This window comes from Dickeya chrysanthemi NCPPB 402 (assembly GCF_000406105.1).
GTDB lineage: Bacteria > Pseudomonadota > Gammaproteobacteria > Enterobacterales > Enterobacteriaceae > Dickeya > Dickeya chrysanthemi.
Genome location: NZ_CM001974.1, coordinates 1 through 23,852 on the forward strand (window position 1 = coordinate 1; position 23,852 = coordinate 23,852).

Genomic DNA, 23,852 nt, shown 5'->3' on the forward strand with positions numbered 1-23,852 from the left:
TTTCTTGATTGACCTTGTTCGAGTGGAGTCCGCCGTGTCACTTTCGCTTTGGCAGCAGTGTCTTGCCCGTTTGCAGGATGAGTTACCTGCCACAGAATTCAGTATGTGGATACGCCCGTTACAGGCGGAACTGAGTGACAACACTCTGGCGCTTTACGCCCCGAATCGCTTTGTGCTGGATTGGGTGCGCGATAAATACATCAATAATATCAATGGACTATTGAATGATTTCTGCGGCTTGGATGCGCCGTTGCTACGTTTTGAAGTCGGCAGTAAGCCGGCGACGCCCGTTGCCGTTCCTGCAGGTAACGGTAGCCACAATGCCGCCGTCGCGGCGCCTCAGGCACGCGTCGCTTCACCGGTACGCCCAAGCTGGGAAACCCCAGTGGCGCTGACAGAACACACTTATCGTTCCAACGTAAACCCCAAGCATACCTTCGACAACTTTGTAGAAGGTAAGTCCAACCAGTTGGCCCGCGCGGCGGCGCGCCAGGTGGCGGATAACCCTGGCGGCGCCTATAACCCTTTATTCCTGTATGGCGGCACCGGTCTGGGTAAAACTCACCTGCTGCATGCGGTGGGCAACGGCATCATGGCTCGTAAGCCGAATGCCAAGGTGGTGTACATGCATTCCGAGCGCTTCGTGCAGGATATGGTCAAGGCGTTGCAGAATAATGCCATCGAAGAGTTCAAACGCTACTACCGTTCTGTCGACGCGCTGCTGATCGATGACATCCAGTTCTTTGCCAATAAAGAGCGCTCGCAGGAAGAGTTTTTCCATACCTTCAACGCGTTACTGGAAGGTAATCAACAGATTATCCTGACGTCGGATCGTTACCCCAAAGAGATCAATGGGGTGGAAGATCGTCTCAAATCCCGCTTCGGCTGGGGGCTGACTGTGGCGATCGAGCCGCCGGAGCTGGAAACCCGCGTGGCGATCCTGATGAAAAAGGCGGATGAGAATGACATCCGGCTGCCGGGCGAAGTGGCGTTTTTTATCGCTAAACGCCTGCGCTCCAACGTGCGTGAGCTGGAAGGCGCACTGAACCGCGTGATCGCCAACGCCAATTTTACCGGCCGGTCGATCACCATCGATTTTGTGCGCGAAGCGCTGCGCGATTTGCTGGCATTGCAGGAAAAGCTGGTCACCATCGACAATATTCAGAAGACGGTGGCGGAGTACTATAAAATTAAAGTGGCCGACCTGTTGTCCAAACGGCGTTCACGTTCGGTGGCCCGTCCGCGTCAGATGGCGATGGCGCTGGCCAAGGAGCTGACCAACCACAGCCTGCCGGAGATCGGCGACGCGTTCGGTGGCCGTGACCATACCACCGTGCTGCATGCCTGCCGCAAAATCGAGCAGCTGCGCGAGGAAAGTCACGACATCAAAGAAGATTTTTCCAATTTAATCCGAACATTATCGTCATAACATCATGAAATTTATCGTTGAGCGTGAGCATCTGTTAAAACCGTTGCAACAGGTCAGCAGCCCGCTGGGCGGGCGACCGACGTTGCCGATTCTGGGCAACCTGTTGCTGCAGGTCAGCGAAGGCCGGTTATCGTTGACCGGCACCGATCTGGAAATGGAGATGGTGGCGCATCTGGCGCTGACTCAGCCCCATGAACCGGGCGCCACTACCGTACCGGCGCGCAAGTTATTCGATATTTGCCGTGGTTTGCCGGATGGGGCGGAGATTACCGTTACGCTGGAAGGCGATCGGATGCTGGTGCGTTCCGGGCGTAGCCGTTTCTCGCTGTCTACACTGCCGGCGGCGGATTTCCCCAATCTGGATGACTGGCAGAGCGAGGTGGAATTTACCTTGCCGCAGGCGACGTTGAAACGCCTGATTGAAGCCACCCAGTTCTCGATGGCGCATCAGGATGTCCGCTACTACCTCAACGGTATGCTGTTTGAAACCGGTGGTGAGGAGTTGCGTACTGTCGCGACCGATGGTCACCGTCTGGCGGTGTGCGCCATGCCGGTCGGGCAGTCGCTGCCGTCGCATTCGGTGATCGTGCCGCGAAAAGGGGTGATGGAGCTGGTGCGTTTGCTGGATGGCGGCGACACGCCGCTACAATTGCAGATCGGCAGCAATAATATCCGTGCCCATGTCGGCGATTTTATCTTTACCTCCAAACTGGTGGATGGCCGTTTCCCGGATTACCGCCGTGTGCTGCCGAAAAACCCGGACAAGACGCTGGAAGCGAGCTGCGACCTGCTGCGTCAGGCGTTTTCCCGCGCGGCTATCCTGTCGAACGAGAAATTCCGTGGTGTGCGGCTGTACCTGAACCAGAATCAGTTGCGCATCACCGCCAATAACCCGGAGCAGGAAGAGGCGGAAGAGATTCTGGATGTGGAATACGGCGGCACGGAGATGGAGATCGGCTTTAACGTCAGTTACGTGCTGGATGTGCTCAATGCGCTGAAGTGCGAAGAGGTGCGTATGTTGCTGACGGATTCGGTATCCAGCGTCCAGCTTGAGGATGCAGCCAGCCAGGCGGCGGCCTACGTGGTCATGCCGATGCGCCTGTAAATTATCTGTGCGCCTGCCTGCCGTTACACGCCGCGCCATTGGGTGCGGCGTGTTGTTATCGGCGTTGTGATGGGTTTTATTATCGGTAAGGGCGCGACATTGTCTGGCATGGGCAACAAATCTGGCAAAATGGTTGTGATATGGCGCTGACCCGTCTTCTTATCCGCGATTTCCGCAATATCGAATCGGCCGATCTGGCACTGATTTCCGGCTTTAATTTTCTGGTAGGGGCTAACGGCAGCGGCAAGACCAGCGTGCTGGAAGCCATTTACACGCTGGGGCATGGCCGGGCGTTTCGCAGCATTCAGGCAGCAAGGGTGATTCGCCACGAGCAGGCTGAATTCATTTTGCATGGACGCATTGAAGGGCAGGAGCGTGAGCGCTCCGTTGGGTTGAGCAAAAACCGCGACGGCGACAGCACGGTGCGTATCGACGGCAGCGACGGCCACAAAGTGGCGGAACTGGCGCAACTGTTACCTATCCAGCTTATCACCCCGGAAGGTTTCACCCTGCTTAACGGCGGTCCCAAGTACCGCCGCGCTTTTCTGGACTGGGGCTGTTTTCACAACGAACCCGGTTTTTTCAGCGCCTGGAGCAATCTGAAAAGGCTGTTGCGCCAGCGTAACGCCGCTTTGCGTCAGGTCAGCCACTACGGGCAACTGCGTGCCTGGGATCGGGAACTGGTGCCGTTAGCTGAGGGTATCAGCCGGTGGCGCGCCGAGTACAGCGCCGCTATCGCTGCGGATATCGCGTCCACCTGCGCCCAGTTTTTGCCGGAGTTTTCCTTAAGTTTTTCTTTTCAGCGCGGCTGGGATAAAGAGAGTGATTATGCCGACCTGCTGGAGCGCCATTTCGAGCGCGACAGGCAGTTGGGCTACACCGCGCTGGGGCCGCACAAGGCCGATTTTCGTATCCGCGCCGGCGGCGTGGCGGTGGAGGATATGCTATCCCGCGGCCAGCTCAAGCTGCTGATGTGCGCGCTTCGGCTGGCTCAGGGCGAGTTCCTGACCCGACAAAACGGACTGAAGTGTCTGTACCTGATCGACGACTTCGCCTCGGAGCTGGACAGCACCCGCCGTCGGCTGTTGGCTGAGCGGTTGAAGGCAACGCAGGCGCAGGTGTTCGTCAGCGCCATCACCGCTGAGCAGATTAGCGACATGGTGGGCGAAAATGGCAAGATGTTCCGCGTGGAACAGGGTAAAATAACCGTTCAATCACAGGACTAAATGAGCGAGAAACGTTGATGTCGAATTCTTATGACTCCTCAAGTATCAAGGTATTAAAAGGGCTGGATGCGGTCCGTAAACGCCCGGGGATGTATATCGGTGATACGGATGACGGAACCGGTCTGCATCACATGGTATTCGAGGTGGTGGACAACGCTATCGACGAAGCGCTCGCAGGCTATTGTAAAGATATTGTCGTTACTATTCATGCGGATAACTCGGTGTCGGTGCAGGATGACGGCCGTGGTATTCCGACGGGCATCCACGAAGAAGAGGGCGTATCCGCCGCCGAAGTGATCATGACCGTGCTGCATGCTGGCGGTAAGTTCGACGACAACTCCTACAAGGTATCCGGCGGTCTGCACGGGGTGGGGGTATCGGTCGTGAACGCCCTGTCCGAGAAGCTGGAACTGGTTATTCGCCGTGAAGGCAAACTTCATCGTCAGGAATACAAACATGGCGAACCGCAGGCACCGCTGGGCGTGATCGGCGATGCCGATGCCACCGGCACCACGGTGCGTTTCTGGCCGAGTCTGGAAACTTTCACCAATGTGGTCGAATTTGAATACGACATTCTGGCTAAGCGCCTGCGCGAGTTGTCGTTCCTCAACTCCGGCGTATCGATTCGTCTGCGTGACGAGCGCGAAGCAAACAAAGCCGACCATTTCCACTACGAAGGCGGCATCAAGGCGTTTGTTGAATATCTGAACCGCAACAAGACGCCGATTCACCCGCAGGTGTTCTATTTCAGCGCCGAAAAAGACGACATCGGCGTGGAAATCGCGATGCAATGGAACGATGGTTTCCAGGAAAATATCTACTGCTTTACCAACAACATTCCGCAGCGTGACGGCGGTACCCATCTGGCGGGCTTCCGCGCCGCCATGACCCGTACGCTGAATAACTACATGGACAAGGAAGGCTACAGCAAGAAAGCCAAAGTCAGCGCCACCGGCGATGACGCGCGCGAAGGGCTGATTGCGGTGGTATCGGTGAAGGTGCCGGACCCGAAATTCTCTTCCCAGACCAAAGATAAGCTGGTGTCTTCAGAGGTGAAATCGGCGGTGGAATCGCTGATGAACGACCGTCTGGTGGACTACCTGATGGAAAACCCCAACGACGCTAAAATCGTGGTCGGTAAGATCATCGACGCCGCCCGCGCCCGTGAAGCTGCGCGCAAAGCGCGTGAGATGACCCGCCGCAAAGGCGCGCTGGATCTGGCCGGCCTGCCGGGCAAGCTGGCAGATTGTCAGGAGCGCGACCCGGCGTTGTCCGAACTGTACCTGGTGGAGGGTGATTCCGCGGGCGGTTCCGCCAAGCAGGGCCGCAACCGTAAGAATCAGGCCATTCTGCCGTTGAAAGGTAAGATTCTGAACGTGGAAAAAGCGCGTTTCGACAAGATGCTGTCTTCGCAGGAAGTGGCGACGCTAATCACCGCGCTGGGTTGCGGTATCGGTCGCGACGAGTACAACCCGGACAAACTGCGTTACCACAACATCATCATCATGACCGATGCCGACGTCGACGGTTCTCATATTCGTACTCTGTTGCTGACCTTCTTCTATCGCCAGATGCCGGAAATCGTCGAACGTGGCCATGTGTTCATCGCCCAGCCGCCGTTGTACAAGGTGAAGAAAGGCAAACAGGAACAGTACATCAAAGACGACGAGGCGATGGATCAGTACCAGATCGCGCTGGCACTGGATGGGGCCACGCTGCACACCAACGCCCATGCGCCGGCACTGGCCGGTGAGCCGCTGGAGAAACTGGTGGCTGGGCACTACGGCGTACAGAAGCTGATCGATCGTATGGAGCGTCGTTACCCTCGTGCGCTGCTTAATGCATTGATTTATCAACCGTCTCTGACGGAAGCGATGCTGAACTCGCAGGCAGAGGCTCAGTCGTGGATGGAAGCACTGATTCAGTACCTCAGTGAAAAAGAACAGCACGGCAGCACGTACAGCTTCATCCTGCGTCATGTCAATGAGCGCCACGAGCCGGTATTACGTATACGCACTCACGGCGTAGACACCGACTATGCGCTGGACCTGATGTTTGTTCAGGGCAATGAATACCGCAAAATCAACCAGTTGGGTGAGAAACTGCGTGGTTTGATCGAAGACGGCGCGTTTGTTGAGCGTGGCGAGCGTAAACAGCCGGTCGCCAGCTTCGAGCAGGCGCTGGACTGGCTGGTGAAAGAGTCGCGCCGTGGTCTGGCGATTCAGCGCTATAAAGGTCTGGGTGAGATGAACCCGGAACAGCTGTGGGAAACCACTATGGACCCGGAAAGCCGCCGTATGCTGCGCGTGACGGTAAAAGACGCCATCGCCGCCGACGAGCTGTTTACCACTCTGATGGGGGACGCCGTTGAACCGCGCCGCGCCTTTATCGAAGAAAACGCCCTGAAAGCAGCGAATATTGATATTTGATCGGTATTTTTCTGATTTAGGGCTCACAGAAACCCGCGTTTGACGCGGGTTTCTGCTTTTTAAATCCTGATATATTTTATGCGGTTAGCGCCTGCTGCCGGTTGCTGTACCACTCCTGCGCCAACGCCATCATGGCGGTAATCACCATAAAGATAACCGCCGACCAGAAAATGGCGGACGGATGCCCTTGATCCAACAACCAGCCAAACACCACCGGGCCACCGGCACCGCCGATATTAAAGCCGGTGGTGACCACGCCGAATACCCGCCCTTCAGCGCCTGCCGGCGATGCCGCGCGTACCAGCATATCCCGTGATGGCGCGATAATGCCGGAGAGAAAGCCGGCCACACCCAGAATCAGCGTGGTTGCCAGCGACGGCAGGGTAGATATCGCCACAATCGCGACCAGCACCGCCGTGACCACCAGCGAACCGGTGGCGACCAGCCCGTGATGCCGGGTTTTATCCGCCAGTGAGCCGCCCGCCAGCACGCCGAAGGCGCTGGTAAACAAAAACGCCGTTAGCGCCAGGTTGGCTTCGGTCAACGGCATCCCGTAGCCGTTCACCAGCGCGGTCACCGAGAAGTTTTGAATCGAGTTAGTGCTCAGGTTGAGCAGCATAAACAGCACCAGCAGCGACAAAATGGGCAGGGTAAATACCGCCACCTTTGGCGCAGCGGCTTTCTTGTCGTGCGTGGCGGCGACAGGCAATGCCTCTTGTTTGCCGAGCAACATCGGTACGGTCAGCAGTCCGAGCAGGCCGGACAATACCAGCGCGAACTCGATGCTGGTGAAGGCGGCGGCCGTCAGCAGTATCGCCGGTGCGACGGCGGTGCCGAGAAAACCGGAAAAAGTATGCACCGAAAAGGCACGGCCCATGCGATTTTCGGCAATGCCGCGTGACAACAGGGCGTAGTCCGACGGGTGATATACCGCGTTGGCAAGCCCAGCCAGCGCCATGGCCGTCAGCATCCAACTGTAGCTGGTAAAGAAGCCGAGCGACAAGAAACACAGACTACCCAGCGTCAGCCCGGCTATCAGCGTACGACGTGGGCCGATGCGGTCAACCGCAAAGCCGATCGGCGTTTGTACCAGTGCGGAGACAACATTGAACACGCCGAGCGCAAACCCCATTTCCACGTAACTGATGCCACGTTGTGCGGAGATGAGCGGCATCAACGCCGGTAACACCATCATGTGAAAATGGCTCACCCAGTGAGCGGCGGAGACTTGTGCCAGCAGTGATAACTTATTTATTTTCATCATTGTTTTAATAGATTAGCTGCGCGGGCGCGCAAGAGCGGATTCAGCAATAAGGTTAACATATCGCCATAGCAGTTAGCCGTCTATCTTTTGCGGGCACGATCTTAACCGAGCGGCGGGGGAATTGAGGGGCGATGGCGGAAACAGGATCTGACTGCTGCTGGTAAAGCCTGCAGTCAGAACAGCGGATTATTGTGCCATCGGCAGGTAAAAATCGAACCGGTGGCTTTTGGTTTCCAGCGCCGACTGGGCCGGTATGCCCGCCAGCGGCGGCGCGTAATCCGGGCGTTTGACCACGACCCGTTTTTTTGCCAGACGGCGGGCCGGTTCCAGCAAGGCGTCGGCGTCATCGTCGGCACCTACCAGCGACTGAAACACCCGCATCTCCTTTTTCACCAGCGCGCTTTTCTGGCGGTGGGGAAACATCGGGTCGAGATAGACCACGTCCGGCGGTGGGGTAATGGCAGATAACGCAGCAATGCTGGAGGCGTGTAGTAGCGTCAGGCGCTGTTGCAGCCAATCACCGATCTCCGGGTCCTGATAGCCGCGTTGCAGGCCGTCGTCCAGCAACGCCGCCACTACCGGATGGCGCTCCACCATCCGTACCCGGCAACCAAGTGCGGCCAGCACGAAGGCGTCACGACCGAGGCCGGCGGTGGCATCCACCACATCGGGCAAATAGTCCTTTTTGATGCCGACCGCTTTGGCGACCGCTTCACCGCGCCCACCGCCGAAGCGGCGGCGATGCGCCATTGCGCCGGAAACGAAATCCACGCAGATGGCGCCGAGCTTCGGCTCATCGCATTTGCGCAGCTCCAGCCGCTCGGGGGTGAGCACCAGCGCCAGCATGGCGTCGGCGTCGTTTTCCAGCCTCCAGCGTTGGGACAGTACCGCCAGCGCCTCGGGGTCGGCGCCGGCTTCGGTCAGTAACGCAATTTTCATCCCTGAATGCCGTAGTGTTTCAGCATCGCATCCAGTTGGGGTTCACGGCCACGGAAGCGTTTGAACAGTTCCATCGGTGCTTCAGAGCCGCCGCGGGACAGGATGTTTTCCAGGAATGACTGGCCGGTGTCGCGGTTGAAGATGCCTTCTTCTTCAAAACGGGAGAACGCGTCTGCCGCCAGCACATCGGCCCACAGGTAGCTGTAGTACCCGGCGGCGTAACCACCGGCGAAGATGTGGCTGAATGAGTGCGGGAAGCGGTTCCATTCCGGGCTTTTCACTACGGAAACCTGCGCTTTTATCTCCGCCAGCGTTTCCAGCACACGTGCGCCGGTAGCCGGGTTGTAACCGGCGTGCAGCCGGAAATCGAACAGGCCGAACTCCAACTGACGCAGGATGAACAGCGCTGCCTGATAGTTTTTCGCCGCCAGCATTTTGTCCAGCATGTCTTGCGGCAGCGGTTCGCCGGTTTCGTAGTGACCGGAAATGAACGCCAGCGCATCCGGCTCCCAGCACCAGTTTTCCATAAACTGACTCGGCAGTTCGACCGCATCCCACGGCACGCCGTTGATGCCGGAAACCCCGGCGGTGTCGATACGGGTCAGCATGTGGTGCAACCCGTGGCCGAATTCGTGGAACAGCGTGGTGACTTCATCGTGGGTAAACAGCGCGGGTTTGCCGTTAACCGGGCGGTTGAAGTTACAGGTCAGGTATGCCACCGGTTTTTGCAGCTCGCCGTTGGCTTTGCGCAGACGGCCGACGCAATCGTCCATCCAGGCACCGCCGCGTTTGTGTTCGCGGGCGTACAGATCAAGGTAGAAGCTCCCCAGCAGTTCGCCGCTTTCGTCAAACAGGTCGAAGAAACGCACTTCCGGATGCCAGACGTCAACGTCCTGACGCTCTTTGGCGGTGATGCCGTAAATACGCTTCACGACGTCGAACAACCCTTCCAGCACGCGCGGTTCGGGGAAGTACGGGCGTAGCTGTTCGTCGCTGATGGAATACAGGTGTTGTTTTTGCTGTTCGGCGTAGTAGGTAATGTCCCACGGGTTCAGTTCATCGACGCCAAACTGTGCTTTGGCGAAGGCGCGCAGTTGCGCCAGTTCCTGCTCTCCTTGCGGGCGAGCGCGTTTAGCCAGATCGGTCAGAAAATCCAGCACCTGCTGCGGGTTTTCCGCCATTTTGGTGGCCAGCGATTTGTCGGCGAAGCTCGCGAAGCCTAGCAGTTGCGCCAGTTCATGACGCAGCGCCAGCGTTTCGGCCATCACCTCGCCGTTATCCCACTTACCGGCGTTCGGACCCTGTTCTGACGCACGGGTCACATAGGCGCGGTACATCTCTTCGCGCAGCGCCTGATTGGAACAATACGTCATCACCGGCAGGTAGCTTGGGATATCCAGCGTCAGCAACCAGCCCTGTTGTTCCTTCGCCTCCGCCAGGGCTTTGGCCGCGGCCAGCGCGCTTTCCGGCAGACCTTCCAGCTCACTGACGTCGGTTATCAGTTTGGTCCAGCCCATGGTGGCGTCCAGCACGTTGTTGCTGAACTGCGAACCCAGTTCAGACAAGCGGGAAGCGATGTCGCCGTAGCGTTTTTGCTGTTCCGGCGGCAATGCAATCCCGGACAGTTCGAAGTCGCGCAGGGCGTTATCCACCGCTTTTTTCTGCGCGATGCTCAGGTTTGTGTAGTGCTCGCCGTCACGCAGCTCGCGGTAGGCGCGGTACAACCCGGCATGTTGGCCCACCCAGGTGCCGTATTCAGACAGCAGCGGCAGGCATTGTTCATAGGCGCTACGCAATTCCGGACTGTTTTTAACCGAATTCAGGTGGCTGATTGGGGAGAAAATTCGCCCCAGCCGATCATCACTTTCCGCCAGCGGCTGACACAGGTTATCCCAGGTGAACGGCCCCGGCTGCGCCACCACACGTTCGACCGTCTGGCGACAATCGTTCAGTGCGGCTTGTACGGCGGGGAGGATGTGTTCAATTTGGATCTGGGAGAACGGCGGCAGAGTATAGGAGGAAAGCAATGGATTGGTCATGGCACAGTCCTGAATCTATTAATGATGACTTAACATGAGGGGTAATGAGGGGAAAATCAATGGTAGGGGGCACAACAGGCGAAGGCCGACGGTGAAAAGCGATGATCAGCGGTGATTCTGACGTTCAGGATGGTTGATCGTAACCGGCGTAAAACCACGCTATCAGCGACGGGTTGCTGACGTCGGAAAAGAACTCCGCCACGATATCGCGCATCAGCCCGTAACGGCGGCACAATTGCCCGGCTTCAAATGCGGCCTGTTGCCTCCCCCGCAGTGAAGCGCGTTGGTGTGCGTAACCGCAGACGTAGCCGCGGCGGTAATCGTCGCAGTAATGACGGATGTCGCTCATCGATTGCGGCGTGCTGGCGTGTAGCCCTGCCAGAATGCCGTCGCCAAAGTGGTTTTTCATAAGCGTCGTTTCCGAATATTCGATGTATAAATTATTATATAACGAAAAAGGTCGGTTATTGCACTATTCCATGAGAGACAACGTCCGTGGTGGATTGCGGCGATTGTTGGGGTATTTTGCGGCGCTAACCGTTTATACTATGGCGATTAGCGGCAAACGCGCCCTCATTGACCGGAAATCCATTCGTTATGCTGAGTTATCGCCACAGTTTTCATGCCGGCAATCATGCCGACGTGCTGAAGCACACTGTCCAGAGCCTGATCATTAACGCGCTGAAAGAGAAGGACAAACCGTTCCTGTATCTGGATACGCATTCCGGCGCGGGTCGTTATCAGTTACAGAGCGAACACGCCGAGCGCACCGGTGAATACCTCGACGGCATTGGCCGCATCTGGCAGCGGGACGATATTCCGGCGGAGCTGGAACCGTATATGCAGGTGGTGCGCTCCTATAACTCCGGCGACAAGCTGCGTTATTACCCCGGTTCGCCGCTGATTGCCCGTCAGTTGTTGCGCGATCAGGACAAAATGCATCTGACCGAGCTGCACCCCAGTGATTTTCCGTTGTTGCGTCAGGAGTTTCTGCGTGACGACCGGGCGCGGGTGGTGCGTGAAGACGGCTACCAGCAGTTGAAGGCGCAGTTGCCGCCGCTGTCGCGTCGCGGATTGATTCTGATCGACCCGCCCTATGAACTGAAAACCGATTATCAGGCGGTGGTGAAAGGCATTCAGGAAGGGTATCGCCGCTTTGCCACCGGCGTGTATGCGCTGTGGTATCCGGTGGTGCTGCGTCAGCACATCAAACGTCTGCTGAAAGATCTGGAAGACACCGGCATTCGCCGTATTCTGCAAATTGAACTGGCGGTGCTGCCGGACAGCGATCGCCACGGTATGACCGCCTCCGGCATGATTGTCATCAACCCGCCGTGGAAACTGGAATCCCAGATGAAAAGCGTGCTGCCGTGGCTGCATCAGGCGCTGGTGCCGGCTGGCACCGGCCACGCGTTGGTTGAGTGGGTGGTGCCGGAGTAAGCGTGCGGCTTAACTGAGCGAGGCGCTGCCCGTCGTTATACCCGGTCGTTATACCCGAAAGGTAGCCAAATCGGTGGCGACTTCGGTTGCCGGAAACAGCGTCTGACATTCCTGACGCAGCCGTTCCAGATCTTCCCGGCCATAGCGGGCGCTGAAGTGGGTGATGATCAACCGCTTCGCGCCAGCGTCTCGTGCGGTGGCGGCGGTTTGCAGGGTGGTGGAGTGCCCGCGTTCGTTGGCGCGCTCCGCCATTGCCCCTTCCACCGTGGCTTCATGCACCATGACGTCGACCCCCGCAGCCAGCTTGAGTGCTTCCGGCGTTGGGCGGGTATCGCCGAAAATCGCCAGCGATTTGCCCGGCAAGCCAGGGCCGAGGTAATCCCAGCCGTTGAGTACCCGCCCGTCATCGAGGGTGACTGTTTCCCCGCGTTTTAACTGCTGGAAATAAGCACCGGGTTTGACGCCCTGCGCCGCCAGTTTTTCCACATCCAGCGCGCCCGGTTTGGGGAGCTCCTCAATGCGGTATCCCACGCAATACAGGGTGTGCGACAGTTCATGCGCGGTCACCCTAAATTGATGATCCTCAAACACGGTACCGGGAACGATTTCCACCACTTCCAGCGGATAGGTCAGCCAGGAGCCGCTCAGCGTCAGCGCGGTTTCGACGAAGGTTTTCAGCCCGGTCGGGCCGTAGAGCGTCAGCGGTGTTTCGACGCCGGCCATGGAGCGTGAACACAGTAAACCGGGCAGCCCGAACAGATGGTCACCGTGCAGATGGGTGATGAAAATCTTCTCCAGCTTGCCGGGTTTGATTGGGGTGCGCAAAATCTGGTGCTGAGTGCCTTCACCACAGTCAAACAACCAGAACGCCGGGCGAATACCGTGCAAGTCGAGCGCGATGCCGGTGACGTTACGCTCTTTAGTGGGCACACCCGCGTTGGTGCCGAGAAAAATCAGTTCCATGTGACTCCCTTTATATCGATGCGGTGTTTTTCACGTCATCCCAGCTCAACCCAAAGCGGGCCAGATACTTACGTAGCCTGTCGGCGTCGTTGGGCTGTTTTTTTTGTCGGCGCGAAACGGCAAATAGTGTACGTCCGGCTTCCGACAAGCTGTGGGCTTGTCGGCATACCTCTAACACTCGCTCAAGCTGGCACTGCTCGAAGATATCCAGCTCACCGAGGTGGGCCGGCAATATCGTATTGGCGGTTGTGCCGCGCCATTGCTGTTTAAGACGTTGAATTTCTTCATCTACCAGCGCGGTATTAATGCGCCCTTGCTCGGATAGCGTCGCCATGCGGTGTACGCTGGCACCCAGCTCGCGAAAGTTGCCCCGCCAACTGGCGTGCTCCGAACAGGCAAAGGCCAGAAAACGCTGGCGCGCTTCTTTATCGAACCGCACCTGGATTTGTTGCTGTTGGGCAAAACGGTGTAACTCGAAGTCCAGATTAGGTTCGATATCTTCACAACGTTGCGCCAGACCCGGTAGCGGAAAAGTCCACATATTGATGCGTGCGTACAGGTCTTCACGAAAATACCCGGCCTCCACCCAATGCGGCATATCCCGGTGAGTGCCGGCAATCAACTGAAAATCGCTGCTGACTTCTTTATCGGAACCAAACGGCAGAAAGCGTTTTTCTTCTATCGCTTTCAGCAGCATCGCCTGTTCGTCCGGCCCCAACTCACCGATTTCATCAAGAAACAGGATTCCACCGTCGGCTTCCCGCAACAGCCCTGCCCGTGATTGCTGCGCTCCGGTGAAAGCGCCGCGAACGTGACCAAACAACGTCGACATCGCGTTATCGCCGCGCAGTGTGGCGCAATTGACGGCGACAAACTTTCCATTGACCTGATGGCGCGATGCCTTGAGCTGATAAATACGGTTGGCCAGAAAAGATTTGCCTGCGCCGGTGGGGCCGGTTAACAAAATGGGCGCGGAAGAACGCAGGGCAACCCGTTCAATTTGGTCGATGATGCGGTTAAACGTTGCATTACGGGTGGCGATACCCGCTTTCAGAAATGAGACGGATGCTTGTTGTTCCCGCAGGAATCGGCTGGTAATGGCGGTGTAACGGCTAAGATCGAGGTCAATAACGGTGTACTGCCCGGCGGGAGACGGTGTTGCGTCGTCATGGTCCGACGGGCTGGTTTGCAGCAGCCGGGCCGGCAGGTATCGCGCTTCCGTCAGCAGGAACCAGCAAATCTGTACCACATGCGTGCCGGTCGTAATATGTACCAGATATTCTTCGTTTTCCGTATCGAACGGGTAGTGCGCCGCGAAGTCGAGAAACGTGGTGTAGACCTCTTCGAAGTCCCAGGGGTCGGTCAGTTCAACCTCATGCAGATTCACCGTGGTGGAAGGCGATATCTGGCTTATATCTTCCTGAACCTGTTGTGCCAGCCCGAAACTGCGTGGCTGATAGAGCAATTCCAGTCGGTCAATCGGCAGATCCGGCTGCTGGCAGGCGGCGATGGTCGGCCGCCATCGATTCCAGCGATTTTGCCGTTTCCCGCGTTTATCCAACGCCGTGCCCAGCACGCCGATCATCACTCTGCGCTTCATGCTTATCCTTTTTTATAAGTCCTTATCTTTTCGGATATTACTTTACCGGGTTAATGATTAACAGGATAGAAGGGTTTTGAATAAAATCATTATAAATCATTGTCTTAAATTTATATTGTCAAATAAGAAAAGACTGGCACGGTTTTGGCAAAAATACCGGGGCTATACACAGGGAGGGAAGCATACCCGGTTACGGCTGGGGGAGCCGGTGATGTTGTTCCCGGATATTTTATGAAAGGGATTAAAAAGAAGATGTTCAAGAAAATAACAATAAGAAAAGGGCAACTCGGTTTACTCAGCCAAAACGGCAACGTGCGGCGGATCCTGGAAACGGGTGCTCATATCGTATTGGGTTGGCCACGGAAACGGACGGTGGCGTTCATCGAGCAGGATGGTTCCAGGGTTGAAACCGCGCTTGCCGAACATCTACGTCGGTTTCATCCGGAGTGGGTTGCGCGCTACTGCCTGCCGGCGGATATGGCGGATGATGAGATTGGCTTGCGCTATGACCGCGAACACCTGTGTGAGATTTTGCCGCCGGGGACACGGCGTTTGTACTGGCGTCGGGATGAACGGCAGGCTATCGAGCGTATTTCCGTCAATGAGACTCAGGTGCCGGCAAGGCTGTTGCCGGCATTCATGCAGCCCGACTTACGTGGGCAGGTGGTCGCCGGTGATGCCGGCGTATTGGTCGCTGCGGTACCGACATGGCATGTTGGGATTTTGCATCTTAATGGGCAGCCTTCGGCACTGTTGCCGCCGGGTAATCATGGCTACTGGCGTTTCAATCGTAGTGTGAGTGTGACGATGGTGGACACGCGCTTACAGGCGCTGGATGTTGAAGATATCGAGGTGCTGACGGCAGATCGGATCAGCGTGCGTCTGACGTTATTGGCGAATTGGCGCTACAGCGATGTTCTGGCCGCGTTTACGCAGTTGGCGCAACCAGAAGCGCATCTATGCCGGGCTTTACAGGTTGTGCTGCGGGATGTGGTGGGAATGCATACTTTTGATGAACTGCTGACCCGGAAACATACCGTTGGGGCGCAGGTCAGTGAGCAACTGGAGCAGCAATTGACGGGTTACGGAATAGCGCTGGTTTCGCTGGCCGTGATGGACACCGAAGGCTATAACGCCGCCTGGTAACCGGCACGGCGTTAACGTTAAATAAAAATAACTATTTGAATTAAAAATAAATTAAGGGATTTGCACCATGCATAACGATTATCAGGTGCTGGATGCGCCGCATGGCGTACCGGTAAAAATGTGGACGCACGGTGTTCCGGTCGAGCCTGAGGCCCGCGAACAATTACTGAATACGGCGAAGATGCCGTTTATTTTCAGTCATCTGGCGGTGATGCCGGATGTCCATGTCGGCAAGGGGTCTACGATCGGCAGTGTGATACCCACTCGCGGCGCCATTATTCCGGCCGCGGTGGGGGTGGATATCGGTTGCGGTATGACGGCGGTACGAACTTCGCTGGTTGCCGCCGATTTACCGGACAATCTGTTGGGTATTCGCAGCGCCATTGAGCAGGCGGTTCCTCATGGGCGTAGCGTGAATCGTGGTGGACGGGATAAAGGTGCATGGCATCAACCGCCGCCGCGCGTTGATGCCCACTGGCGGCAACTGGATGCCGGGTTCAAACGTATTACCGAACACTATCCGTCGTTGCTGAAAACCAATAATTACCACCACCTGGGTACGCTCGGAACCGGTAACCATTTTATCGAATTGTGTCTCGATGAAGCGGATCGGGTGTGGGTGATGCTGCACAGCGGTTCCCGTGGTATCGGCAATGCCATCGGCAATGTGTTTATCACGTTGGCGCAGCAAGACATGCGGCAGCATATTGCGAATCTACCGGACCGTAATTTGGCGTATTTCGCCGAAGGTAGCCGTCATTTCGATGACTACATGTATGCGGTTGGCTGGGCACAGGGTTATGCGCGCCATAACCGCGAGGTGATGATGGAACAGGTGCTGCAGGCATTGGCACAGGTGCTTCCCAAGCCGTTTACCGCCCGGCAGGCGGCGGTGGATTGCCACCACAATTATGTACAACAGGAAACACATTTTGGCGAGTCGGTGCTGGTAACGCGTAAGGGCGCGGTATCGGCCCATCACGGGCAGATGGGGATTATTCCCGGCTCGATGGGAGCAAAAAGTTTCATTGTGCGTGGTTTGGGCAATCAAGAGAGCTTTTGTTCCTGTAGCCATGGCGCCGGGCGCACCATGAGCCGAACGGCGGCAAAAAAGCAGTTTACGGTTGAAGACCACGTTCGGGCGACAGCCCACGTCGAATGTCGAAAGGACCATGACGTGATTGATGAAATTCCCATGGCGTACAAAGACATTGATGCCGTGATGGCGGCGCAGGCGTCGCTGGTCGAGATTGTTCACACGCTGCGGCAGGTGGTGTGTGTAAAAGGATAATGAGAGAAAAATATGGAAGATGAATCTGGTGTGAGTGCGCGAACGGCACGTACTGGATGCGACGCTGGCGGGCATGGATCAGACGTTGAACCGGTTGCTGTTTGACACGGTGATGGGGGGATGATTGACCTGTAAAGCCGACGATAGCCGGTTTTACCTATCGCACCGATTTTCAAAACCGTTGCGAACCGCTACGCATTTCTTCATACAATCCCGCTTTCTGTCTTTGCCGGATACCGATTGCTGGCGTTACACTTTTCGCCGGCGTAACGTTTTGCGCCCAGCCAGAGCATGAACTGTAAGGCGCCCGTCGCAGAGATGGCGGCGGGTACGGCCTATTTACTTTTATCGAACGTTTATCGAAAGCAAGCGTGGAGCCCTGATGACCAGACATTATGACTATCTCGCCATTGGTGGCGGCAGCGGCGGTATTGCCTCCATCAACCGTGCGGCCATGTACGGCAAGAAATGCGCGCTGATTGAAGCCAAACATCTGGGCGGCACCTGCGTCAACGTCGGGTGCGTGCCGAAGAAAGTGATGTGGCATGCGGCGCAGATCGCCGAAGCCATTCACCACTACGGGCCGGATTATGGCTTTGATGTCACCGTCAATCAGTTCAATTGGGATACGTTGCTGAAAAACCGCAGCGCTTACATCGACCGTATCCACCAGTCCTACAATAATGTGCTGGGGAAAAATCAGGTCGATGTGATTCAGGGCTTTGCCCGTTTTGTGGATGCGAAAACAGTGGAAGTGAACGGTGAGCGCATCACCGCCGACCATATTCTGATCGCCACCGGCGGCCGCCCGACGCGCCCGGACATTCCCGGTGCGGAATACGGCATTGATTCCGATGGCTTCTTTGAGCTGACCGCGCTGCCGCCGAGGGTTGCCGTCGTGGGTGCCGGTTACATCGCGGTGGAAATCGCCGGCGTGTTGAATGCGCTCGGCTCTGACGTTCACCTGTTCGTGCGCAAACACGCGCCGCTGCGCCAGTTCGACCCGCTGATTGTGGAAACGTTGGTGGAAGTGATGACCACCGAAGGCCCGGCACTGCATACCGAGTCTATCCCTAAAGCGGTGGTGAAAAATGCCGACGGTAGCCTGACGCTGCAACTGGAAAGCGGGCATGAACACACCGTGGATTGCCTGATCTGGGCGATTGGTCGTGAACCAGCGAACGATAAGGTAAACCTGGAAGCGGCAGGTGTCGTACTGAACAACAAGGGCTACATCGTGGTGGATAAATTCCAGAACACCACTGTGCCGGGTATCTACGCGGTGGGCGACAATACCGGTGCCGTTGAGCTGACGCCGGTCGCCGTGGCGGCGGGTCGCCGTTTGTCTGAGCGCTTGTTTAACAACAAGCCGGACGAGCATCTGGATTACAGCAATATCCCGACTGTCGTATTCAGCCACCCGCCGATCGGCACTATCGGATTAACCGAACCGCAGGCGCGTGAGCAGTACGGCGACGATCAGGTGAAAGTCTACAAATCGGCTTTTACCGCCATGTATACCGCAGTGACGCAGCATCGCCAGCCATGCCGTATGAAGCTGGTATGTGTGGGGCCGGAAGAGAAAATCGTCGGCGTGCACGGCATCGGTGTCGGGATGGATGAAATCCTGCAGGGCTTTGCGGTGGCGGTGAAGATGGGCGCGACCAAAAAAGACTTCGACAACACCGTGGCGATTCATCCAACGGCGGCAGAAGAGTTTGTTACTATGCGATAGCACGTAAGATCGTGATGTGCTTATGTCGCGCTGTTCATCAGGGTGAAACTATTTTCACCCTGAGCCATGCAGGTTAGGCAGAGTTCCTCAATGACTTGATGACTTTCATTCACCCTGAAATATCTTGTCTTATACCCGTTCACCAACATGACGTTTCTTCCTGCCGGGTAATTTCAGCCAAATTGTGGTGTGCGGTGATTATTGTTACAGCGGTTTATTATGATGAAACCGTTTGTCATTTTATGTCATAAAAAGGCATGTCGTGAAATAATCAGGTGGTTGTTTTTCAGGTATATCTGATTCAGGTCTATATGATGATGTTGTCATTATTATGACGTTTGGTTTTTTTAGTGATTTTCTGGTCAATGCGTTTTTTTCTTGTCAGTAAGTTCTTCATGTTAAAAATCATTTTTTATTTCTGGGAAGGTGAAGTAGGTGGCTAAGGTATATTGATAAAGCGCATTTTTAATAAGTGCATGGTGGTATTAATGAATTTCCTTTCTGTTGAATTTTCCTTTTTCTTTCTCGTTTTGTTTTTGATTTATTGGCTTTTTTCTCCCTGGATAAAAGTACAGAATCTTATTCTGCTTGTGACGGGTTATGGCCTTGTTCTGCTATCCAGCTGGCAGTCTTTGACCGTGCTGCTATTGTTTAGTACTTGTGTTTGTTTTCTTTTGAAGTTAGCGGCGCATACTGAGTTTAGAAAACTTTCTGTTTATTTGTTGATTTTTTTTACTGTTGTTTTCTTTATTATGTTTAAGTATTACTCAGGTTTGCGTGATGACTTGCAAATGCTACTGAGTGAGTATCATATTGCCGTCACGCTTCCTGTGCTTAATGTATTGCTTCCTATTGGTTTATCATTTTATATATTTAACGCCGTTAGCCTGATCGTGTCAGTTGCAAAAGGTGAGATAAAGCAAAGCAATGTTTTTAATACTTTGCTTTATCTTAACTTTTTCCCCACCTTTATTTCTGGTCCCATCAACCGGGCAGCCTGGCTGCTACCCCAGATAGAGACAAAACGTCCACGCCGGCTAACGGAGTGGACACGGGCGCTGTTTCTTATTGCGCTGGCGATAGCCAAGCTATTCTGTTTAAACGAATGGCTGGATGAAAACTATGTTTCATCTGTATTCATTGATCCCGAAAACTATACCGGCTGGCAATGCATATTGGCAACGTATGCATGGGCCTGGCAGATTTATTTCAACTTTTCTGGTTACACCAATTTGGTAACAGGGATTGCCATTTTACTTGGCTTTCAGATAGGCACGAATTTTTCACATCCTTATGTTGCTGATAATATAAAGGATTTTTGGCGAAGATGGCATGTAAGCCTCTCTTCGTTCATTCGTGATTATATCTATATCCCGTTAGGAGGGAGTCGTCAGGGATGGTGGCACACGCAGCTCAATATCTTCATTGCGATGGTATTGTCTGGTATCTGGCATGGCACCAGTATTACCTTTTTAATCTGGGGGGGAATACATGGTATTGGTTTGATTACCTATAACTTCTGGATTAAGTATCGGCAGAATAAAGAAATAATTCCGATACCTGGATGTCTTGCACGGTTATTCACCTTTCATTTTGTTTGTCTGGCCTGGATTTTCTTTAAGGCTGGCAGTGTGCATGATGCGTTGTACATTTTGGAAGCAATCTCCAGAGCGGATTCAGCACAGTTGACGGTAAACGATATATGGGGAATTTCTGGTTTCATTGTTTTATTGCTTCTCTATCCATCGTTAATAACGCTGCGTGAAAATATTGCTACTACGTTGAGACGTCTCGAATGGTATATGGTGCCTTTCGTGATTTTTTCATTTTTAGCCGTGGTTTTCTTTTTTGCGCCTGCTGGCGTGCCGGGGTTTATCTATGCAAACTTCTGAATACCGCACCATGTTGGCTCATGTCTTTAAGAGCCTGCTTGTGATACTGAGCTGTATGGTTGGGTTGATATGGTTGGATCAGCAATCAATCAATAGTTATTGGGAGCTCCATTTTCATACTAAAAGTCCGTGGGATGGCATCACCAGCCCGTCATGGGTATTCGGTGATCGCCTGATGGAAGCCTCACAGGCAGCCAAAGATTCATTTGTAGAGAGCCTGACATCCGTTCCCGAAGGTCACGCACAGCAGCCGCCAGGTGATGGCGCGTCTGTCACACCTCGGCAGGCAGCAAGGCCAATCGCTCCCCGGGAAAAGCCGTTACCCTGCGCTGCCGTCAAAGCCCCCGCCACTCATGTTGACGGCAATTCAACCAACAGTGCCAGTACCAATATTAGGGATGACCATGTGGTATTGAACGCCGGGCAGGCGGTCCTTTTTATCGGTGATTCTATGATGGAGGGGGTGGCACCTCACGTCATTAAAATGTTACGCGACCGCTATAGTGTGGCGGGTATTGATTTAAGTAAACGTAGCACTGGCCTGACGTACCCTCATTTTTTTAACTGGCCGTTAATATTGAGCCGTGAATTGGAAAAAAGGCAGGATATTGGCGTGCTGGTGGTGTTTTTAGGGTCAAACGACCCTTGGGATATGCCGTCTGGTAATGGTAAGAATTTCCTAAAGTTTGAGTCGCCGGCATGGGAGAGTGCGTATCGTGACCGTATCCGCTCTATACTGCATTCAGCTCGTGAAAAGCGGATTTCCGTCATATGGATTTCTCCCCCGAATGTGGAGAATAAGAAGCTCAATCATGGGATTAATTATATTAATGATTTGTTTGAGTCTGAAGTAAAAGCTGGCAATGAAATATCCATTCAGGTGAATGAGATTTTTGGCTATCAGAGAGGTATCTATTCTCCTGATATGGAACAGAATAAAGCGAAAGTGCGTATTCGCACTAATGATGGTGTTCATTTCTCGCTGACGGGACAAAAAATGATTGCCGAACGTGTTTTTTCGAAAATAAATGTGAAGCCCTCATTGAATGAGATAAATCATTAGAATGACAGATAAGGTAATGGATAAAAAAAGGTATTTAATGATGATGACGCTCTGTCTGATTCAGCTCACATCCTGTAGCCGGGAAAATAATAATGTTCCTCAAACCACTACATTTCCAATGGGCGGAGAGAATGGGATTCAGTTAATCGATTATGGCGATCCGGGGTTGCAGCGGCTTAAACGTAAATTGAACCATAGCGATAAAGAAAAGATTCACATCCTGCAATTGGGGGATTCGCATACCGCATCGGATTTTTTTTCCGGGCAACTGCGTCGTCATTTTAAACAGCAGTATGGAGACGGCGGCGTTGGTTTTATTAGTCCTTTGGCAATATCGGGTAACCGGTTTGATAACGTCTTGTTCTCAAATGCTAGCGGCTGGGACATGGTAACCAGCCGAAAAACCACGAATGCTGGATTTACATTAGGCGGCAATATCGCCACGCCGCGTCGGGACAATAATGACGCAGAGTTGGTTGTACGTGACACTGACCCGGCTTTTTTAATGCAAGCGCTGTACCGTAATCAGGCGAACGGGAAGATACAGATCCAGCATCAGACGGTTGTGCTGCCATGCAGCCAGTCCCGCTGGGTATTGAGCCAGCCAGTGACTGTCCAGTCGCCCGTCAGGTATTCGCTGGCGCCTTCGGGAGGGAGCCAACTGGCCGGATGGCTGCTGTCATCCAGTCACCGTGGCGGCGTCATGTTGAGTGCGCTTGGTATCAATGGCGCTCGGGTTTCCATGCTGGATAAATGGCGCGATAACTGGTTATCCACGTTACAAATGCTGAAGCCGGACATGGTAGTCATGGCGTACGGTACGAACGAAGCCTTTGACCAACAACTTGATATTCAACGTTATCAGCAAAATTATAGCGAATATGTGCAGGCTATCAGGCGAGTGTTGCCGGAAGCGGTCATTCTGCTGGTTGGCCCCGGTAGCAGTATCAGCAATAAAAATGGCGCATCTTGTCGGCAGCACCAGCCGGTTTTGCTAAAACCGGTTATTCAGGCCCAGCGAGAGGTCGCCCAATCCTATCACACGCTGTTTTGGAGCTGGTTTGATTACATGGGGGGAGACTGTGCCATTGAACGCTGGCAACAACAGGGAATTGCACGCCCCGACTTGATTCATCTGACCCAGCAAGGGTACCAGCGTAGTGCTGACGCGCTATGGCGGCAGTTTGTGGCATTACTGAATGCAACTCAGGAATAGCGGTATAGCTGTTCGCCGGATGGCTACCATTAGACTGCTGCCTTACCCGCCCTGATAACGCCCCGGTTTATGCCAGTTCATCAGCATGGCGTTCATCGCCAGTGCGCTCGGCTCCGATGTTCAACCGTTTGTGCGCAAGCATTCGCCGCTGCGCCAGTTAGATCTGCTGATTGTGGGTACGCTGGTGGAAGTGATGAATACCGAAGGCCTGATGCTGCAACTGGAAAGCGGACGCGAACAAACCGTGGATTGCCTGATCTGGGCGATTGGACGTGAACCGGCGAACGATAGTATAAATCTGGATGCGGCGGGCTTGGCGCACAACAGCAAAGGCTACACATGGTGGATAAATTCCAGAACACCACGGTACCGTGACAACACCGGCACCGTTGAGCTGACACCGGTCGCCGTGGTGTTGTAAGCACACCTATTTTAGTTCCACGCACTTTTTGAGGTTTCCGGGTTTTCAGCCATCAATCTGTATTCTTCCGGCGTGAGGTTATTCAGGGATTCATGAGGACGCTCGCAGTTATATTCGTTCAGCCAGCGCTCCATTATTTCCCGGACTTCATTCAGTGTTTTGAACAAATAAAAATCCAGTATTTCTACCCGGTACGTTCGGTTGAACTGTTCGATAGAGGCATTCTGTGTGGGTTTTCCCTGCTTGATAAATTCCAGCGTGACACTATGCTCTTCTGCCTACCGCGTCAGAGTCAACGATATCAGTTCCAGTCCATGCTCAGTTTTAGTGGATAACCACGGCTTGCCTCCATTCATTCTGCTCAGCTCTCGGACTACTTGTTGTATCGGGATATTCTGGTCGATTTCTATCACCAGAACTTCTCGGTTAAAGTCATCCACTACATTGAAGGTACGAAAACATCTGCCACATATCAGCGCATCATGCATAAAATCGACTGGCCAGCTTTGGTACAGCTGTTTCTGAGTCACCAGCGGAGCTGGATTGCGTACCGGCAGTCTGAGGCGAAAATTCAGTTTCAGCAGGCAGTAAAATAGTTCCGTGCATTTGGAAAACTACGCCGCTTCAAACCATCACTAAATCGGTCAAAATCTT

Annotated in this window: 17 protein-coding genes and 2 pseudogenes; 12 read left to right on the forward strand and 7 right to left on the reverse strand. The window is 54.4% G+C overall.

Annotated features, from left to right (window positions below; all coding sequences use genetic code 11):
• Window positions 1-22 precede the first annotated feature (22 nt).
• The 4 genes from dnaA to gyrB all read left to right on the forward strand — a co-directional run bounded on the left by dnaA (window position 23) and on the right by gyrB (window position 6,189).
• On the forward strand, window positions 23-1,429 hold the full coding sequence (gene dnaA, locus DCH402_RS00165; RefSeq protein ID WP_071604753.1) for a chromosomal replication initiator protein DnaA: 1,407 nt from the start codon (window positions 23-25) through the stop codon (window positions 1,427-1,429).
• Window positions 1,430-1,433: 4 nt separating this feature from the next.
• Entirely contained in the window at window positions 1,434-2,534 is a 1,101-nt protein-coding gene (gene dnaN / locus DCH402_RS00170; RefSeq protein ID WP_039998863.1) for a DNA polymerase III subunit beta, read from the forward strand.
• 140 nt (window positions 2,535-2,674) lie between these two features.
• Entirely contained in the window at window positions 2,675-3,760 is a 1,086-nt protein-coding gene (recF, locus tag DCH402_RS00175; protein ID WP_039998865.1) for a DNA replication/repair protein RecF, read from the forward strand.
• Between the two features lie 17 nt (window positions 3,761-3,777).
• Window positions 3,778-6,189: a DNA topoisomerase (ATP-hydrolyzing) subunit B gene (gene gyrB, locus DCH402_RS00180; RefSeq protein ID WP_039998867.1), complete on the forward strand. Its 2,412-nt coding sequence runs from the start codon at window positions 3,778-3,780 to the stop codon at window positions 6,187-6,189.
• 76 nt (window positions 6,190-6,265) lie between these two features.
• Here the strand turns inward: gyrB and DCH402_RS00185 are convergent, their stop codons facing one another.
• The 4 genes from DCH402_RS00185 to DCH402_RS00200 form a co-directional block, all read right to left on the reverse strand.
• Complete coding sequence (locus DCH402_RS00185) at window positions 6,266-7,450, reverse strand: MFS transporter (protein ID WP_040003253.1); 1,185 nt, start codon at window positions 7,448-7,450, stop codon at window positions 6,266-6,268.
• 189 nt (window positions 7,451-7,639) lie between these two features.
• On the reverse strand, window positions 7,640-8,392 hold the full coding sequence (rsmJ, locus tag DCH402_RS00190) for a 16S rRNA (guanine(1516)-N(2))-methyltransferase RsmJ (RefSeq protein WP_039998869.1): 753 nt from the start codon (window positions 8,390-8,392) through the stop codon (window positions 7,640-7,642).
• Window positions 8,389-10,431 (reverse strand): oligopeptidase A, encoded by a 2,043-nt coding sequence (prlC, locus tag DCH402_RS00195; RefSeq protein ID WP_039998871.1) that lies wholly within the window; start codon window positions 10,429-10,431, stop codon window positions 8,389-8,391. The genes rsmJ and prlC overlap by 4 nt, the downstream gene beginning before the upstream one ends.
• Window positions 10,432-10,555: 124 nt before the next feature.
• A complete protein-coding gene (locus tag DCH402_RS00200) occupies window positions 10,556-10,840 on the reverse strand; it encodes a DUF2623 family protein (protein WP_012767792.1) in 285 nt (94 codons plus the stop codon).
• 188 nt (window positions 10,841-11,028) lie between these two features.
• Here DCH402_RS00200 and DCH402_RS00205 point away from each other — a divergent pair, with 188 nt between their 5' ends.
• Complete coding sequence (locus DCH402_RS00205; protein ID WP_012882760.1) at window positions 11,029-11,871, forward strand: 23S rRNA (adenine(2030)-N(6))-methyltransferase RlmJ; 843 nt, start codon at window positions 11,029-11,031, stop codon at window positions 11,869-11,871.
• A 48-nt stretch (window positions 11,872-11,919) separates the two neighbouring features.
• Here the strand turns inward: DCH402_RS00205 and rnz are convergent, their stop codons facing one another.
• Together rnz and rtcR are read right to left on the reverse strand one after the other, a co-directional pair.
• A complete protein-coding gene (gene rnz, locus DCH402_RS00210) occupies window positions 11,920-12,834 on the reverse strand; it encodes a ribonuclease Z (RefSeq protein ID WP_012882761.1) in 915 nt (304 codons plus the stop codon).
• A 10-nt stretch (window positions 12,835-12,844) separates the two neighbouring features.
• Window positions 12,845-14,434 (reverse strand): RNA repair transcriptional activator RtcR, encoded by a 1,590-nt coding sequence (rtcR, locus tag DCH402_RS00215; protein ID WP_039998875.1) that lies wholly within the window; start codon window positions 14,432-14,434, stop codon window positions 12,845-12,847.
• 231 nt (window positions 14,435-14,665) lie between these two features.
• On the opposite strand from rtcR, the gene DCH402_RS00220 reads away from it, so the two are divergent.
• From DCH402_RS00220 to DCH402_RS00250, 7 genes and pseudogenes are all read left to right on the forward strand, one after another.
• On the forward strand, window positions 14,666-15,580 hold the full coding sequence (locus tag DCH402_RS00220; RefSeq protein WP_050583233.1) for an SPFH domain-containing protein: 915 nt from the start codon (window positions 14,666-14,668) through the stop codon (window positions 15,578-15,580).
• A 67-nt stretch (window positions 15,581-15,647) separates the two neighbouring features.
• Window positions 15,648-16,871 carry an RtcB family protein gene (locus DCH402_RS00225; RefSeq protein WP_039998876.1) on the forward strand — a complete coding sequence of 408 codons (1,224 nt, stop codon included), beginning with the start codon at window positions 15,648-15,650 and terminating at the stop codon, window positions 16,869-16,871.
• Between the two features lie 382 nt (window positions 16,872-17,253).
• Window positions 17,254-18,606 (forward strand): glutathione-disulfide reductase, encoded by a 1,353-nt coding sequence (gene gorA / locus DCH402_RS00230; RefSeq protein WP_039998877.1) that lies wholly within the window; start codon window positions 17,254-17,256, stop codon window positions 18,604-18,606.
• Window positions 18,607-19,094: 488 nt separating this feature from the next.
• On the forward strand, window positions 19,095-20,498 hold the full coding sequence (locus DCH402_RS00235; RefSeq protein ID WP_039998878.1) for an MBOAT family O-acyltransferase: 1,404 nt from the start codon (window positions 19,095-19,097) through the stop codon (window positions 20,496-20,498).
• Entirely contained in the window at window positions 20,485-21,561 is a 1,077-nt protein-coding gene (locus tag DCH402_RS00240) for an SGNH/GDSL hydrolase family protein (RefSeq protein ID WP_039998879.1), read from the forward strand. The genes DCH402_RS00235 and DCH402_RS00240 overlap by 14 nt, the downstream gene beginning before the upstream one ends.
• 37 nt (window positions 21,562-21,598) lie before the next feature.
• On the forward strand, window positions 21,599-22,777 hold the full coding sequence (locus DCH402_RS00245) for an SGNH/GDSL hydrolase family protein (protein WP_081642109.1): 1,179 nt from the start codon (window positions 21,599-21,601) through the stop codon (window positions 22,775-22,777).
• Between the two features lie 79 nt (window positions 22,778-22,856).
• A pseudogene (locus tag DCH402_RS00250) lies at window positions 22,857-23,189 on the forward strand (FAD-dependent oxidoreductase); the annotation flags it as partial.
• 20 nt (window positions 23,190-23,209) lie between these two features.
• Here the strand turns inward: DCH402_RS00250 and DCH402_RS20900 are convergent.
• Window positions 23,210-23,788, reverse strand: a pseudogene (locus tag DCH402_RS20900) (integrase core domain-containing protein); the annotation flags it as partial.
• Window positions 23,789-23,852 lie beyond the last annotated feature (64 nt).

What these genes read in the sequence shown, in the direction of transcription:
- DCH402_RS00235 (WP_039998878.1), top strand. Translation starts at nt 19,095, where the DNA reads ATGAATTTCCTTTCTGTTGAATTTTCCTTTTTCTTTCTCGTTTTGTTT.
- rnz (WP_012882761.1), bottom strand. Translation starts at nt 12,834, where the DNA reads ATGGAACTGATTTTTCTCGGCACCAACGCGGGTGTGCCCACTAAAGAG.
- recF (WP_039998865.1), top strand. Translation starts at nt 2,675, where the DNA reads ATGGCGCTGACCCGTCTTCTTATCCGCGATTTCCGCAATATCGAATCG.
- DCH402_RS00245 (WP_081642109.1), top strand. Translation starts at nt 21,599, where the DNA reads ATGATGATGACGCTCTGTCTGATTCAGCTCACATCCTGTAGCCGGGAA.
- DCH402_RS00240 (WP_039998879.1), top strand. Translation starts at nt 20,485, where the DNA reads ATGCAAACTTCTGAATACCGCACCATGTTGGCTCATGTCTTTAAGAGC.
- DCH402_RS00220 (WP_050583233.1), top strand. Translation starts at nt 14,666, where the DNA reads ATGAAAGGGATTAAAAAGAAGATGTTCAAGAAAATAACAATAAGAAAA.
- rtcR (WP_039998875.1), bottom strand. Translation starts at nt 14,434, where the DNA reads ATGAAGCGCAGAGTGATGATCGGCGTGCTGGGCACGGCGTTGGATAAA.
- DCH402_RS00205 (WP_012882760.1), top strand. Translation starts at nt 11,029, where the DNA reads ATGCTGAGTTATCGCCACAGTTTTCATGCCGGCAATCATGCCGACGTG.
- prlC (WP_039998871.1), bottom strand. Translation starts at nt 10,431, where the DNA reads ATGACCAATCCATTGCTTTCCTCCTATACTCTGCCGCCGTTCTCCCAG.
- DCH402_RS00185 (WP_040003253.1), bottom strand. Translation starts at nt 7,450, where the DNA reads ATGAAAATAAATAAGTTATCACTGCTGGCACAAGTCTCCGCCGCTCAC.
- DCH402_RS00200 (WP_012767792.1), bottom strand. Translation starts at nt 10,840, where the DNA reads ATGAAAAACCACTTTGGCGACGGCATTCTGGCAGGGCTACACGCCAGC.
- gorA (WP_039998877.1), top strand. Translation starts at nt 17,254, where the DNA reads ATGACCAGACATTATGACTATCTCGCCATTGGTGGCGGCAGCGGCGGT.
- gyrB (WP_039998867.1), top strand. Translation starts at nt 3,778, where the DNA reads ATGTCGAATTCTTATGACTCCTCAAGTATCAAGGTATTAAAAGGGCTG.
- dnaN (WP_039998863.1), top strand. Translation starts at nt 1,434, where the DNA reads ATGAAATTTATCGTTGAGCGTGAGCATCTGTTAAAACCGTTGCAACAG.
- rsmJ (WP_039998869.1), bottom strand. Translation starts at nt 8,392, where the DNA reads ATGAAAATTGCGTTACTGACCGAAGCCGGCGCCGACCCCGAGGCGCTG.
- DCH402_RS00225 (WP_039998876.1), top strand. Translation starts at nt 15,648, where the DNA reads ATGCATAACGATTATCAGGTGCTGGATGCGCCGCATGGCGTACCGGTA.